This is a genomic window from Streptomyces sp. NPDC020983 (genome assembly GCF_044333485.1).
Taxonomy (GTDB): Bacteria; Actinomycetota; Actinomycetes; order Streptomycetales; family Streptomycetaceae; genus Actinacidiphila.
The window spans coordinates 74,947-87,259 of sequence record NZ_JBIRRA010000015.1 but is presented as its reverse complement, the minus strand read 5'-3'; the positions used below and the strand labels follow the sequence as shown (position 1 = coordinate 87,259).

Annotated in this window: 11 protein-coding genes; 8 read left to right on the top strand and 3 right to left on the bottom strand. The window is 76.1% G+C overall.

Features of this window, described 5'->3' with window-relative positions:
- Positions 1–129: 129 nt before the first annotated feature.
- The 8 genes from ACH4SE_RS28995 to ACH4SE_RS28960 all read left to right on the top strand — a co-directional run bounded on the left by ACH4SE_RS28995 (position 130) and on the right by ACH4SE_RS28960 (position 5,901).
- A complete protein-coding gene (locus ACH4SE_RS28995) occupies positions 130–648 on the top strand; it encodes a hypothetical protein (protein ID WP_398546459.1) in 519 nt (172 codons plus the stop codon).
- Positions 645–938: a monovalent cation/H+ antiporter complex subunit F gene (locus ACH4SE_RS28990; protein WP_398546458.1), complete on the top strand. Its 294-nt coding sequence runs from the start codon at positions 645–647 to the stop codon at positions 936–938. The genes ACH4SE_RS28995 and ACH4SE_RS28990 overlap by 4 nt, the downstream gene beginning before the upstream one ends.
- Positions 935–1,267 carry a cation:proton antiporter gene (locus ACH4SE_RS28985; RefSeq protein WP_398546457.1) on the top strand — a complete coding sequence of 111 codons (333 nt, stop codon included), beginning with the start codon at positions 935–937 and terminating at the stop codon, positions 1,265–1,267. The genes ACH4SE_RS28990 and ACH4SE_RS28985 overlap by 4 nt, the downstream gene beginning before the upstream one ends.
- A complete protein-coding gene (locus ACH4SE_RS28980; protein ID WP_398546456.1) occupies positions 1,264–1,587 on the top strand; it encodes a Na(+)/H(+) antiporter subunit B in 324 nt (107 codons plus the stop codon). Before ACH4SE_RS28985 ends, ACH4SE_RS28980 begins: the two co-directional genes overlap by 4 nt.
- The gene (locus ACH4SE_RS28975) at positions 1,584–2,333 is read left to right on the top strand and encodes an MnhB domain-containing protein (protein ID WP_398546455.1); all 750 of its coding nucleotides are present in this window, start codon (positions 1,584–1,586) and stop codon (positions 2,331–2,333) included. The genes ACH4SE_RS28980 and ACH4SE_RS28975 overlap by 4 nt, the downstream gene beginning before the upstream one ends.
- Complete coding sequence (locus tag ACH4SE_RS28970; RefSeq protein ID WP_398546454.1) at positions 2,330–2,674, top strand: sodium:proton antiporter; 345 nt, start codon at positions 2,330–2,332, stop codon at positions 2,672–2,674. The genes ACH4SE_RS28975 and ACH4SE_RS28970 overlap by 4 nt, the downstream gene beginning before the upstream one ends.
- A gap of 11 nt (positions 2,675–2,685) precedes the next feature.
- Positions 2,686–4,542, top strand: coding sequence for a complex I subunit 5 family protein (locus ACH4SE_RS28965; protein WP_398546453.1), 1,857 nt, complete (start codon positions 2,686–2,688; stop codon positions 4,540–4,542).
- A gap of 108 nt (positions 4,543–4,650) precedes the next feature.
- Positions 4,651–5,901 carry an MFS transporter gene (locus ACH4SE_RS28960; protein WP_398546452.1) on the top strand — a complete coding sequence of 417 codons (1,251 nt, stop codon included), beginning with the start codon at positions 4,651–4,653 and terminating at the stop codon, positions 5,899–5,901.
- A gap of 78 nt (positions 5,902–5,979) precedes the next feature.
- Here ACH4SE_RS28960 and ACH4SE_RS28955 read toward each other — a convergent pair whose 3' ends face one another.
- From ACH4SE_RS28955 to ACH4SE_RS28945, 3 genes are all read right to left on the bottom strand, one after another.
- Positions 5,980–7,107, bottom strand: a complete 1,128-nt coding sequence (locus ACH4SE_RS28955; protein ID WP_398546451.1) for an enolase C-terminal domain-like protein — start codon at positions 7,105–7,107, stop codon at positions 5,980–5,982.
- Positions 7,104–8,921 (bottom strand): thiamine pyrophosphate-requiring protein, encoded by a 1,818-nt coding sequence (locus tag ACH4SE_RS28950; protein WP_398546669.1) that lies wholly within the window; start codon positions 8,919–8,921, stop codon positions 7,104–7,106. Before ACH4SE_RS28950 ends, ACH4SE_RS28955 begins: the two co-directional genes overlap by 4 nt.
- 65 nt (positions 8,922–8,986) lie before the next feature.
- On the bottom strand, positions 8,987–12,061 hold the full coding sequence (locus ACH4SE_RS28945) for an FAD-binding and (Fe-S)-binding domain-containing protein (protein ID WP_398546450.1): 3,075 nt from the start codon (positions 12,059–12,061) through the stop codon (positions 8,987–8,989).
- Between the last annotated feature and the right edge of the window lie 252 nt (positions 12,062–12,313).

The following is a 12,313-nucleotide window of genomic DNA, read 5'->3' as shown; positions in this document are numbered from 1 at the left end:
GAGGGGCGGCGCGGTGGGTTTTCGGCGCGGCGGAGGGGACAGACGCTGCGCATGGCGTAGGAGTGGCCGCCGGGCGCCAGCCCGGAAGGCGCCGGAGCGGGAGGAGGCGGAGCGGGAGGAGGCGGGGAAGTGCGCAGCACGAACCACGCGCTCGCCTCGGCCGTCACCGTCGTGGCGTGGGCGGCCCTGCTGCTCGTCCTCTACGTCGTCCTCATCTCGGCGGTGACCCCGCTGGAGTGGGCCGTCGGCGGCGGCCTCGCCCTCCTGGGCGGCTGCGCCGCGGACGCCGTGCGCCGCGCGGAGCGGCCCGCAATCCGGGCGGACCGCCGGACCGCCGCGGCGCTCGCCGCCCTACCGGCCGCCCTGCTGCGCGAGACGGCGGAGCTGGCCGGCGCCGTCGCCCGCGCCCTGGTCCGCCGCGGAGGCGGGCCCGCCGACGACCGACCGGTCACCGTGCGCGTCCCAGCGGGCGGCGACCCCGCCGTCGTCGCGGTACTGCTGTCGGCGACCCCCGGCGCCTGCGTCGTCGACGTCGCCCCCGGCCGCGCCCGGGGGAGCGCAACGGAACTGACCGTCCATCTGCTCGCCGGCCCCGCCCGGGGGGCCTCGCCCGTCGAGCGCGCCCTCGGCCTCCGGCGGCTGCCGTGAACGCCTGGCTGCTCGCGGCCTGCGTGCTGCTGCCCGCCGGGGTCGGCCCGTGCGTGTGGCGGGCGTCCCGGGGGGCGCCCGCGCAGCGGCTCGCCGCGACCTCGCTCGCGGGCACCATGGCCGTCGCCGTCTTCCTGCTCGCCGCCCGCGGGCTGCACCGCACCTCGTACGTGGACGTCGCCCTCGTGGCGGCGGTGCTCGCGCCGACGTCCACGCTGGTCTACGCCCGCTGCCTCGCGGGAGGCGCGGGCCCCGCGGGGCGGCGGGAGGAGACGGAGGACACCGGATGAGCGCCACCCACGTCCTCGCCCTCGTGCTGCTGTGGTGCGGCGCCGCCGCGCTGCTGCTGGCCGCCGCGGCCCTCGCGGTGCTGCCCACCCCGTACGGCAGGCTGCACGCGCTCGCGCCCGCGACCGGCCTCGGCGTCCCGCTGGTGTGCCTGGGGCTGGCGGTGGACGCGGGCGCCGGCCGGGCGGCGGTGAAGCTGCTGGTCGTCGGCGCGCTCACCGCCGTGTCCGGACCGGTGACCACGGTCGTCGTCGGCCGCACGATGATCCGTACCGGAGCGGCGCCCGGGCCCGGGGCGGGCACGGAGCCGGAAGGGGAGCCGCCGGCGTGAACACCCCCGCCGCGGCCGGCGATTTCCTCGTCGCCGCCGCACTCGTCCTGGTGGTGGCCGCCGCGACCGCGGCCGCGCTCACCCGCGACCCGGTGCGCCAGTCGGTGCTGCTGTCGGTGCTCGGTGTGTGCCTGGCGCTGCTGTTCCTGCTGGTGCAGGCACCCGACGTGGCCCTGTCGCAGCTCGCGGTGGGCAGCGCGATCACCCCGCTGCTGGTCCTGCTGACGGTCCGCAAGGTCCGCCGCAGCGCGCGCGGCCGCCCGGAGGACGCCGCGCAGGACGGCGGCGCGGCCGAGGACCGGCGGGGAGGCGGCCGGTGAGCCGGCGGGCCCGCGGCATCGTGTTCCTGCTGGCCGCCGCCGTCTTCGCGGTCTTCTTCGCGCTCGCCTGCACCGGTCTGCCGCACTTCGGCACCGCCGTCCACCCGTACGGGAGCAGGGCGGTGACGGCGGCGGTGCGGCAGCACACCGCGAACGTCATCTCGTCCGTCAACTTCGACCAGCGCGCCCTGGACACCCTCGGCGAGGAGTCGATCCTGTTCGCCGCCGTCCTCGGCTCCGTCGTCCTGCTGCGCCGGGCGCGCGACGAGGACCGCGCCGAGCCCGCGCCCCAGCCCGTCCTGCCCTCCACACTGCTGCTCGGCGCGGGCCTGCTGCCGGTCACCGTGCTGGTGGGCGGCTACGTCGTGGCCCACGGCCAGCTCAGCCCGGGCGGCGGCTTCCAGGGCGGGGTGATGCTCGCGACGGGGCTGCACCTGGCGTACGTGGCGGCCGACTACCGGGTGCTGCGCCGGGTGCGCCCGCTCGCCGTCTTCGCCGCGCTGGACGCGGTCGGCGCCGGGGCGTTCACCGCGGTCGGCTTCGCCGGGCTGATCGCGGGCGGCGCCTTCCTGGAGAACGTGCTGCCGCTCGGCACCTTCAACCAGCTGGCCTCCGGCGGCCTGGTGCCGCTGGTGAACGCCGCCGTGGGGCTGGAGGTCGCCTCCGGGGTGATCGTGCTCGTCGCGCAGTTCCTGGACCAGGCCGTCGAGATCGACGAGCACGCCGAAGGAGGAGAAGAACGGTGAGCGTCCTGCCCTTCCTCGCCGCCGGCTGGATCTTCCTGGCCGGCGTCTACGGCATGGTGACCAGCCGCAACCTGGTGCACACCGTCGGCAGCCTGGCGGTGGCGCAGTCCTCGACGTACGTGCTGCTGCTCGGCATCGGCTACCGGCGCGGCGGCACCGCCCCGGTCTTCTCGGACATCCCCGTCGGGACGCCCGTCGTCGACCCCGTGGTGCAGGCCCTGGTCCTCACCGACGTGGTGGTGGGGGCGACCGTGACCGCGCTGCTGCTGAGCCTGGTCATCCAGATCCGCAAGCGCACCGGGACGGTGGACCCGGAAGCGCTCACCGACCTGAAGGGCTGAGGGCTTCCCGCGTGCTGCCCACCGGGCGGGGGACCGCCGACCTGCTGCCGCTCGCCGTCGCGCTCCCGCTGCTGGGCGCGGCGGTGCTGGTCCTGGCCGGGCGGGTGCTGCCGCGTACGGCCACGGACGCGCTCGCCACCGCCTTCGCCGCCGGGACCGTCGCGGAGACCGCCCTGCTGTGGGCGCGGATCGGGGACGCCGGCGGGCGGGCGGTGTCCTGGGCCGGGGGCTGGACGCCGCACGGCGGGCACAGCGTCGGCATCGTCCTGGTCGCCGACCGGCTCGGCGCCGGGCTCGCACTGCTCGTCGCCCTGCTGATCGCGGCCGTGCTCGTCTACTCCTGGCGCTACTTCGACGAGCCGCCCGCCCGGCACCGCGGCACCTTCCCCGCGCTGCTGCTGCTCTTCGAGGCGGGCATGTGCGGCTTCGCGCTGACCGGCGACCTCTTCGACGCGTTCGTCTTCTTCGAGCTGATGGGCGTCGTCGCCTACGCCCTGACGGGCTTCCGCATCGAGGACCCGCGCCCGCTGCACGGCGCCCTCACCTTCGGCGTCGTCAACTCGCTGGCCGCGTACTGCTCGCTGCTCGGTATCGGCCTGCTCTACGCGCGCACCGGTGAGCTGGGCATGGCCCAGATCGGCGCCGCCCTGGCCGGCCACCGCACCGACGCGCTCACCGTCACCGCCTTCGTGCTCGTCATGGCCGGCCTGCTGGTGAAGGCCGCGATCGTGCCCTTCCACTTCTGGCTGCCGGACGCGCACGCGGTGGCGCCCACACCGGTGTGCATGCTCATGTCCGGTGTCATGGTCGAGCTGGGCCTGTACGGTGCCGCGCGCGTCCAGCTCACGGTCTTCTCGGGCCCGGGCGGCATCCCGCCGGAGGCCCTCACCCGCACCCTGGGCACGCTCGGAGCGCTGACCGCCCTCACCGGCGCCGTGATGTGCTGGCAGCAGCGGCACCTCAAGCGGATGCTGGCCTTCTCCACCATCGCGCACTCGGGGCTGTGGCTGCTGGGCCTGAGCCTGCACGCGGGCGCCGCGACCGCCGGCACCGCGCTCTACGTCGCCGGGCACGCCGGGGTCAAGGCGGCGCTCTTCGGCCTGACCGGCGTCCTGCTCGACCGGCACGGCTCGGTCGACGAGCACGGCCTGTACGGCACCGAGCGCGGCTCGCCGTACACCGGCGCGCTCTTCCTCACCGGGGCCCTCGCGCTCGCCGGGCTGCCGCCCTTCGGCACCGCGCTGGGCAAGGGGGTGGCCGAGCACGCCGCCGGGGAGCACCTGCCGGTGCTGCCCGCGCTCTACGTCCTGGTGTCCGCGCTGACCGGCGGCGCCGTGCTGCGCGCGGGCCTGCGGATCTTCCGCGGCGCCGGCCCGCGGCCCGAGCCGAGCCACTCCGACGTCGAGACCAGTGGTGCGGGGGAGGAGCCCGAGGTGCGCGACCCGCAGCGCAGGGTGCCGCGCGCCATGACCGCCGTGCCCGCCGCGCTGCTGCTGGGCGCCCTCGCGCTCGGCCTGTGGCCCGCGGCCGGGCGGGCGCTCGCCGGCGCGGCCGCGGCCTTCGGCGACCGCGCCGGGTACCTGGCCCAGGTCCGCGGCGCCGCCGTCCCGCTGCCGCCCACCGCCCCGGATGCCGCGTGGACCGCCTCCGGCGTGCTGCTCGGGCTGCTCTCGGCCGCGGCCGCGGTGGCCGTGGCGCTGCTGGCGCTCCATCCGGCGGGCCGCCCGCTGCGTGCCGCGGCGCGGTCGGCCGAGCGGCGGCTGGTGGTGCCGCTGCGCCGCCTGCACTCCGGTCACATCGCCGACTACGTGGCCTGGCTGATGGTGGGCCTGGCCGGCCTGCTGGTGGCGCTCACGGCGCAGCTCTGACCGGCCGTCACCGGCGGGCGCCCGTGCCGGACAGGCGGCAGGTGGGCCAGGAAAAGACCGCGGGAATGGGCCTGATCAGCGGCCCGCCCGAGCCGTAGCGTCACGGGTGTGACGACCCGACCGCAGCACCGCCTCGCGCTCGCCCAGCTCGCCAACTCCGTCGGCGACGGCGCCTTCTACACCACGTCGGCGCTCTACTTCACCCGTGCCCTCGGCCTGTCCGCCGGCCGTACGGGGCTCGGGCTGACCGTCGCCTGGGCCGCCGGCTCGCTCGCCGGCGTACCGCTCGGCCGGCTCGCCGACCGGCGCGGACCGCGCGGCACCTCGGTGCTGCTGGCCCTGGCCACCTCGGCGGCGGTGGGCGGCTTCCTGCTGGTGCGCGGCTTCGCCGCCTTCGTCGCCGTGGCGTGCGTCTACACCGCGGCCCAGTCCGGTCTGGCCGCGTCGCGGCAGGCGCTGCTGGCCCGCCTGGTCCCGGCCGCCGAGCGCACCCGGCTGCTGGCGCGGCTCCAGGCGATCCTCAACAGCGGCCTCGCCGCGGGCGCCGCGGCCGGCGGGCTCGCGCTCGCCGCCGGGACGGCCGCCGCCTACCGGGCGGCGCTGGGCCTGGACGCGCTGTGCTTCCTCGGCTGCGCGCTGCTCCTGCTGCGGCTGCCCGCGGCGGCACGGGCGGGGGACGCGTCGCCGGCCGCGGGGGCGTCCGGGCACCAGGGGGTCCTGTGCGACCGCCCCTACGTGCTGGTGGCGCTGCTCAACACCGTCCTGATGCTGAGGCTGCCCCTGCTCAGCCTGGCGCTGCCGCTGTGGATCACCGAGCGCACCGGGGCACCGGCGTGGCTGGCGTCCGGGCTGTTCGTCCTCAACACCGCCGCGGTCGCGCTCTTCCAGGTGCGGAGCGCGCGCGCCGTCACCGGGCTCGGCAGCGCGGTGCGGGCGGTGCGGGTGTCGGGCCTGGTGATGTTCGCCTGCTGCGCGGTCTTCGCACTGTCGGCCGGGCGCTCCGCGGGGCCCGCGACAGCCGTCCTGCTCGCCGGGGCCGTACTCCAGGTCGTCGCCGAGATGCAGCAGTCCGCGGGGTCCTGGCAGCTGTCCTTCGACCTGGCTCCGGCGGGCCGGATCGGCGAGTACCAGGGCTTCTTCGGGACCGGGGTGACCGTCGCCCGCACGCTGGGCCCGCTGGTGCTGACCACCCTGCTGCTGGACTGGGGCCCCCCGGGCTGGCTGCTGCTCGGCGCCCTGACGGCGGCCGCGGCCCACGCCACCGGGCCCGCCGCCCGCTGGGCCGCACGCGGTGGTGCGGCCCGGGACGGGGGCGGCGCCGTGCCGGACGCAGGGCCCCTGGAGCCGGCCGTCCGGTGACGGGCCTGCGCCGGGAGCGGCGGCGGGCCGGGCGATGCGGGCACGCCCACCGCCCGGTGCCGTGCGCCGCGGGGCGGCTCAGCCCTCCCGGTAGCGCTCGGCGTCCGGACCGCGCAGCTCCATCCCGTGGCCCGGCGAGCCGCCGGCGCCGGGGCGGACCGTGCCGCCCGAGGGGTCGAGGGCGCCGGTGAAGAGCGTCCGCTCGATCCTGACGTGGTCGTGGAACCACTCCAGGTGGCGGAGGTTGGGCACGGCCGCGGCGGCGTGCGCGTGCAGGTGGGGGGCGCAGTGGCCGGAGATCTGGAGCCCGCGCGCCTCGGCGAGGGCCGCCGCCCGCAGCCAGACGGTGACGCCCCCGCAGCGGGTGACGTCGGCCTGGAGGCAGTCCACGGCGCCGGCCGCGAGCATCTGCTCGAAGTACGCGAGCGTGTAGCCGTACTCGCCCGCCGTCACGTCCTGGCGCACCGCGTCGCGGATCCGGGCCAGGCCCGGCAGGTCGTCGGAGGAGACGGGCTCCTCGAACCACGTCACGTCCTCCGCGTCGAGATGGGCGGCGAGGCGCACGGCCTGCTTGGCGGTGCAGCCGCCGTTCGCGTCGACGTACAGCTCGGCCGAGCCCACCGAGCGCCGGGCCGCGCTGATCCGCCGCCGGTCGCGGTCCCCGGCGGTGCCCCACGACTCGCCGATCTTGATCTTCACCCGCGGGATGCCGAGGTCCTCGGTCCAGCCGCGCAGCTGGCGGTCCTGCCGGGTGTCGTCGTAGGTGGTGAAGCCGCCACTGCCGTAGACCGGCACCTCCTCGCGGGCCGCGCCGAGCAGGGACACCAGCGGCAGGCCGAGCAGCCGCGCCTTGAGGTCCCACAGGGCGATGTCGACCGCGGACACCGCGTGCCCCGCGATGCCGGGGCGGGCGGCGTTGCGCACCGCCCGCGTCATCGCCTCGTTGGCGGCCGGCACGTCCCACACCGGGCGGCCGGTGACGGCCGGCGCGAGGTGCGCGTCGACCACGGCCGCGGCGGCGGGGGAGCCGTAGGTCCAGCCGAGGCCGGTGGCCCCGGCGGCCTCGGCGTGGACGGTCACCAGGGTGGTGGCCGTCCACGCCGCGGTGCCGTCGGCCTCGGGCACCTCGGTCGGCACGGTGTAGACCGCCGTCCGCAGCGCCTCGATCCGCGGCTGCCCCCCGTCCGCACCGGAGGGGCCGCTCACACCTCGTCCCCGGCACCGGGACGGTCCTCGCGGTGCCTGCGGCCCGGCAGCATCTCCTGGATCTTGGCCTTCACGCCCTGCCGGACGATCGAGGCGCTGTCGCTGTCGCCGTGGAGCACGGCCGAGGCGGCCGCCTCGATCTGGTCCCACGTGGCGTGCGGCGGGATGGGCGGGACGGCCGGGTCGGTGCGGAAGTCGATGACGAAGGGCCGGTCCGCGGCCAGTGCCCGCTGCCAGGCGTCCCGCACCCCGCCGGGCTCCTCGACGCGGACGCCGTCCAGCCCGAGGGAGCGCGCGAAGTCGGCGTAGCGGACGTCCGGGATGGACTGCGAGGGCAGGAACTGGGGGGCGCCCTCCATCGCGCGCATCTCCCACGTCACCTGGTTGAGGTCCTGGTTGTTCAGCACCGCGACGACCAGCCGCGGGTCCGCCCAGTCACGCCAGTACTTGGACGCGGTGATCAGCTCGGCCATGCCGTTCATCTGCATGGCGCCGTCGCCGACGATGGCCAGCGCGGGCCTCTCGGGGTGCGCGAACTTCGCACCGATGACGTACGGCACGCCCGGGCCCATCGTGGCGAGCGTGCCGGACAGGGACCCGCGCATCGCGCCGCGCATCCGCAGGTGCCGGGCGTACCAGTTGGCGGCCGAGCCGGAGTCGGCGGCCAGGATGACGTTGTCGGGCAGCAGCTCGTCGAGTGCGTGCACCACGTACTCGGGGTTGACCGGGTCGGCGTCCACGCTCGCGCGCCGCTGCATGACGTCCCACCAGCGCTCGGTGTTCTTCTCGATCGTCTTGCGCCACTTGCCGTGCTTCTTCGCCTTCAGCTGCGGCAGCAGCCGCTTGAGGGTGCCGGCCGCGTCGCCGACGAGGTTGACCTCGAAGGGGTAGCGCAGGCCGATCATGAACGGGTCGACGTCGATCTGCACCGCCCGCGCCTGCCCGAACTCCGGCAGGAACTGCGTGTAGGGGAAGCTCGACCCGACGACCAGCAGGGTGTCGCAGTCGCGCATCATCTCGTACGACGGCCGCGTGCCCAGCAGGCCGACGGACCCCGTGACGAACGGCAGCTCGTCGGAGAGCACGTCCTTGCCCAGCAGCGCCTTGGCGACGCCGGCGCCCAGCACGTCCGCGGCGTGCTCGACCTCGGCGCGCGCGCCCCGGGCGCCCTGCCCGACCAGGATCGCCACCTTCTCGCCCGCGTTCAGCACCTCGGCGGCGCGGTGCAGGTCCTCGTCGGACGGGACCGGCGCGTAGTCCGCGACACCCAGGCTGGACGGGACCATCTTGAAGGCGTGCGTGGGGGCGCTGTACTCCAGCTCCTGCACGTCGGCCGGGATGATCACGGCGGTGACGGTGTGCCGGGAGTACGCCGTGCGCAGCGCGCGGTCCAGCACGTTCGGCAGCTGCTCGGGAACGGTGACGGTCTCGCAGAAGTCGCCGGCGACGTCCTTGTAGAGGTTCGCCAGGTCCACCTCCTGCTGGTAGCTGCCGCCCATGGCGCTGCGGTTGGTCTGGCCGACGATCGCGACGACCGGCACGTGGTCGAGCTTGGCGTCGTACAGCCCGTTGAGCAGGTGGATGGCGCCGGGCCCCGACGTGGCCGCGCACACCCCGACCCTGCCGGAGAACTTCGCGTAGCCGACCGCCTCGAAGGCGGCCATCTCCTCGTGCCGCGCCTGGACGAAGCGCGGCTTGTCGCCGGCCCGCCCCCAGGCGGCGAGCAGGCCGTTGATGCCGTCGCCCGCGTAGGCGAAGACATGGTCGACATCCCATTCGCGCAGGCGGTGCAGTACGTAGTCCGAGACTTTCATCGACACAGGGGGTTTCCTCTCGTCGTCACGCCGTGCAGACAGGGGGGCGGGGGGTACGGCCGGGCTCAGCGCCGCAGCCGGCGCAGCAGGGCGTAGAGCCCGCCGGCCCCGCCGCCGGCGGCCAGCACGGCCGCCGTGGTCGCGAGCCGGGCGCGGGCCGCGCCCGGCGGGGCGGGCCGGTCGACGGCCTTCTCCGGGTGGTCGGCGGGCACCGCACCGTCCAGGCCCATCGCCAGTGCCTCGGCCAGGTGCAGGGCGCCCCGGCCGGTGCCGCCCTGCTCGATCTGGGTGCGGCAGCTGAAGCCGTCGGCGACGACGAAGGCGCCGGGCGCGGCGGCCCGCACCGCGGGCAGCACGCCCAGCTCGGCGATCGCCGTGGACAGCTCGCCGTGGCCGCGCTCGAAGCCGAAGTTGCCGGCCAGACCGCAGCAGCCCTCGTCGAGGACGTCGGCGTCCAGGCCGCAGCGGCGCATCAGCTCGCGGTCGGCGTCGAAGCCGGTGACGGCGTGCTGGTGGCAGTGCGTCTGCACGGTCGCGGCGCGGGTCAGCACCGGGGGCTTCCAGTCCTCGGGCGCGCGCTGGAGCAGCAGCTCGGAGAGCGTCAGGAACTGCCCGGCCAGCCGCTGCACGTCCTGGTCGTCCGGCATCAGCTCGGGCGCGTCCGCGCGGAAGACCGCGGTGCACGACGGCTCCAGGCCCACCACCGGGGTGCCCGCCTCGATCCACGGCCCGAGCACCCCCACCGTCCGCCTCAGCACCCGCCCGGCCGTCCCGAGCTGCCCGGTGGAGATCCACGTCAGGCCGCAGCACACGGCCTCGCGCGGCACCGCCACCCGGAACCCGGCGTCCTCCAGCACGCGCACCGCGGACCGGGCGACCGCCGGGTGGAAGTACGTGCTGAAGGTGTCGGGCCACAGCACCACGGCCCGCGGGTCGCCGGGCTCCGGCTCGGGCGTGCCGCGCTCGCGCCACCACTCCAGGAAGGACCGTTCCGCGAAGAGCGGGGCGTCCCGGTCGGCGACCCCGGCCAGCCGCTTGCCGAGCGCCGAGACCCCCGGTGCGCGCAGCAGCGCGTTCACCGCGCCCGGTGCGACCTGGGCGGCGCGGGCCCACAACGGCAGCCAGCCCAGCGCGTAGTGCGCGGCCGGGCGCAGCCGTCCGCGGTAGTGGTGGGACAGGAACTCCGCCTTGTACGTGGCCATGTCGACGCCCACCGGGCAGTCCGACTTGCAGCCCTTGCAGGCCAGGCACAGGTCGAGGGCGTCCTTCACCTCCGGCGAGCGCCACCCGCCGGTGACCGGGGAGTCGTCGTGGCCGCCGATCATCTCGAACAGCAGCCGGGCCCGGCCGCGGGTGGAGTGCTCCTCCTCGCCCGTCGCGCGGTACGAGGGGCACATCACCCCGCCCTCGTGGCTGCGGCAGTTGCCGATGCCGACGCAGCGCATGACGGCCTGGTTGAAGGAGCCGCCGTCCTCCGGGTAGCCGAAGACGGCGTCCGAGTCGTCGCGCGGCCGCCAGTCCGCGCCCAGCCGGAGGTCGGCGTCGGCCGGGTGCGGGTCGACGACCTTGCCGGGGTTCATCCGGTTGTCCGGGTCGAACAGCGCCTTGAGCTCGCCGAAGGCGCCCACCAGCCGTTCGCCGTACATGATGCGCAGCAGCTCGCCGCGGGCCTGCCCGTCGCCGTGCTCCCCGGACAGCGAGCCGCCGTAGGAGACGACCAGCTCGGCGGCGGCCCGCAGGAAGTCGTGGAAGCGCGCCACCCCTTCGGCGGTGCGCAGGCCGAAGGGGATGCGGGTGTGCACGCAGCCCTGGCCGAAGTGCCCGTAGAGGGAGGGGTGGTCGTAGTCGAAGCGGTCGAACAGCTTCTTGAGGTCCCGCAGGTAGTCGCCGAGCCGGTCGGGCGGCACCGCGGAGTCCTCCCAGCCCTCCCACGTCTCGCGCTCGTCCGGCGGGCGGGCGGTGACGCCGAGGCCCGCCTCGCGCGCCTTGAGCATGCGCTGCTCGCGCGCGGTGTCGTCGGAGAGGGCCACCGACGGGTCGTCGCGGTCGCGGCCGACGGCCCGCAGCAGCTCGTCGGCCTGCCGGTCGGCCTCCTCCTGGCTGTCGCCGGTGAACTGGAGCAGCAGCCAGCTGCCGCCCTCCGGGAAGGTCTCCAGCGACGCCAGGTGGCTGCCCTCCTCGCGCATCAGCTGCGCCATGCGGTCGTCGAGCGCCTCCAGCTGGGAGGGCGAGCTGTTCTCCAGGATGCGCGGCACGTCGTCGGCGGCCTCGCAGATGTCGGGGTAGCCGAGGATGAGCATCGCGTCCGCCGCGGGCACCGGCACGAGGTCCAGTTCGGCGTGCAGCACCGTCACGAGCGTGCCCTCGCTGCCGACCAGGGCGCGGGCGACGTCGAAACCGTTCTCCGGCAGCAGGTCGTCGAGGTTGTAGCCGGAGACCCGGCGCGGGATCTTCGGGTAGCCCCGGCGGATGTCGGCGAGGTACCGGTCGCCGAGGGCGCGCAGGCCCGCGTACAGCTCCGCGCGCCGGTCGCCCTGGGCGGTGACGGCCTCGAACTCCTCGGGCGAGGTGCGTCCGACCCAGCAGCGCGTCCCGTCGTAGGTGAGGATCTCCAGCCGCCGCACGTTGTCGGCGGTCTTGCCGTACGCCTGGGCGGAGGCCCCGCAGGAGTTGTTGCCGATCATGCCGCCGAGGGCGCAGTGGCTGTGCGTGGACGGCTTGGGGCCGAACATCAGGCCGCAGGCCGCCAGCTGCCGGTTGAGGTCGTCCAGCACGATGCCCGGCTCGACGACGCAGGTGCGGGCCCGGGGGTCGACCGAGACCAGGCCGTCGCAGTACTTGGTCCAGTCGATGACGACCGCGGTGTTGGTGCACTGCCCCGCCAGGCTCGTACCGCCGCCCCGCGACAGCAGCGGCGCGCCGAACCGGGCGCAGACCGCGACCGCCGCCGCCCCCGCCTCGACGCTGCGCGGGACGACGACGCCGAGCGGCACCTGCCGGTAGTTGGAGCCGTCGGTCGCGTACGCGCCGCGGCTGCCCGCGTCGAAACGCACCTCGCCGTCGACCTCGTCCCGCAGGGCGGACTCCAGCGCGGCGACATCGAGGGCGGATGCGGTGGTGGACCGTTCGACAGTGCTCATACGTGGCCTTCCGGGTGCCTGGCCGTGGCCCGCGGGCCGTTCCCGGCCGTCGCGGCGCCTGGAGGCGCCGCACGGCGGCCCGGGCCCGGGGCTGCCTGCCCCGCTGTGGCAACGGGTTCCCGCTCCCCGGCGGGCTATGCCACAGGGGGCCGCACCGCCCCCCGCCCGGCCCCGCGGCGCCCCCCGCCCGGCCCCGCGGCGCCAGGCATGCCGCCGTCGCTACCGGGCACCCGCCAAGGAGCACCCGAGGAG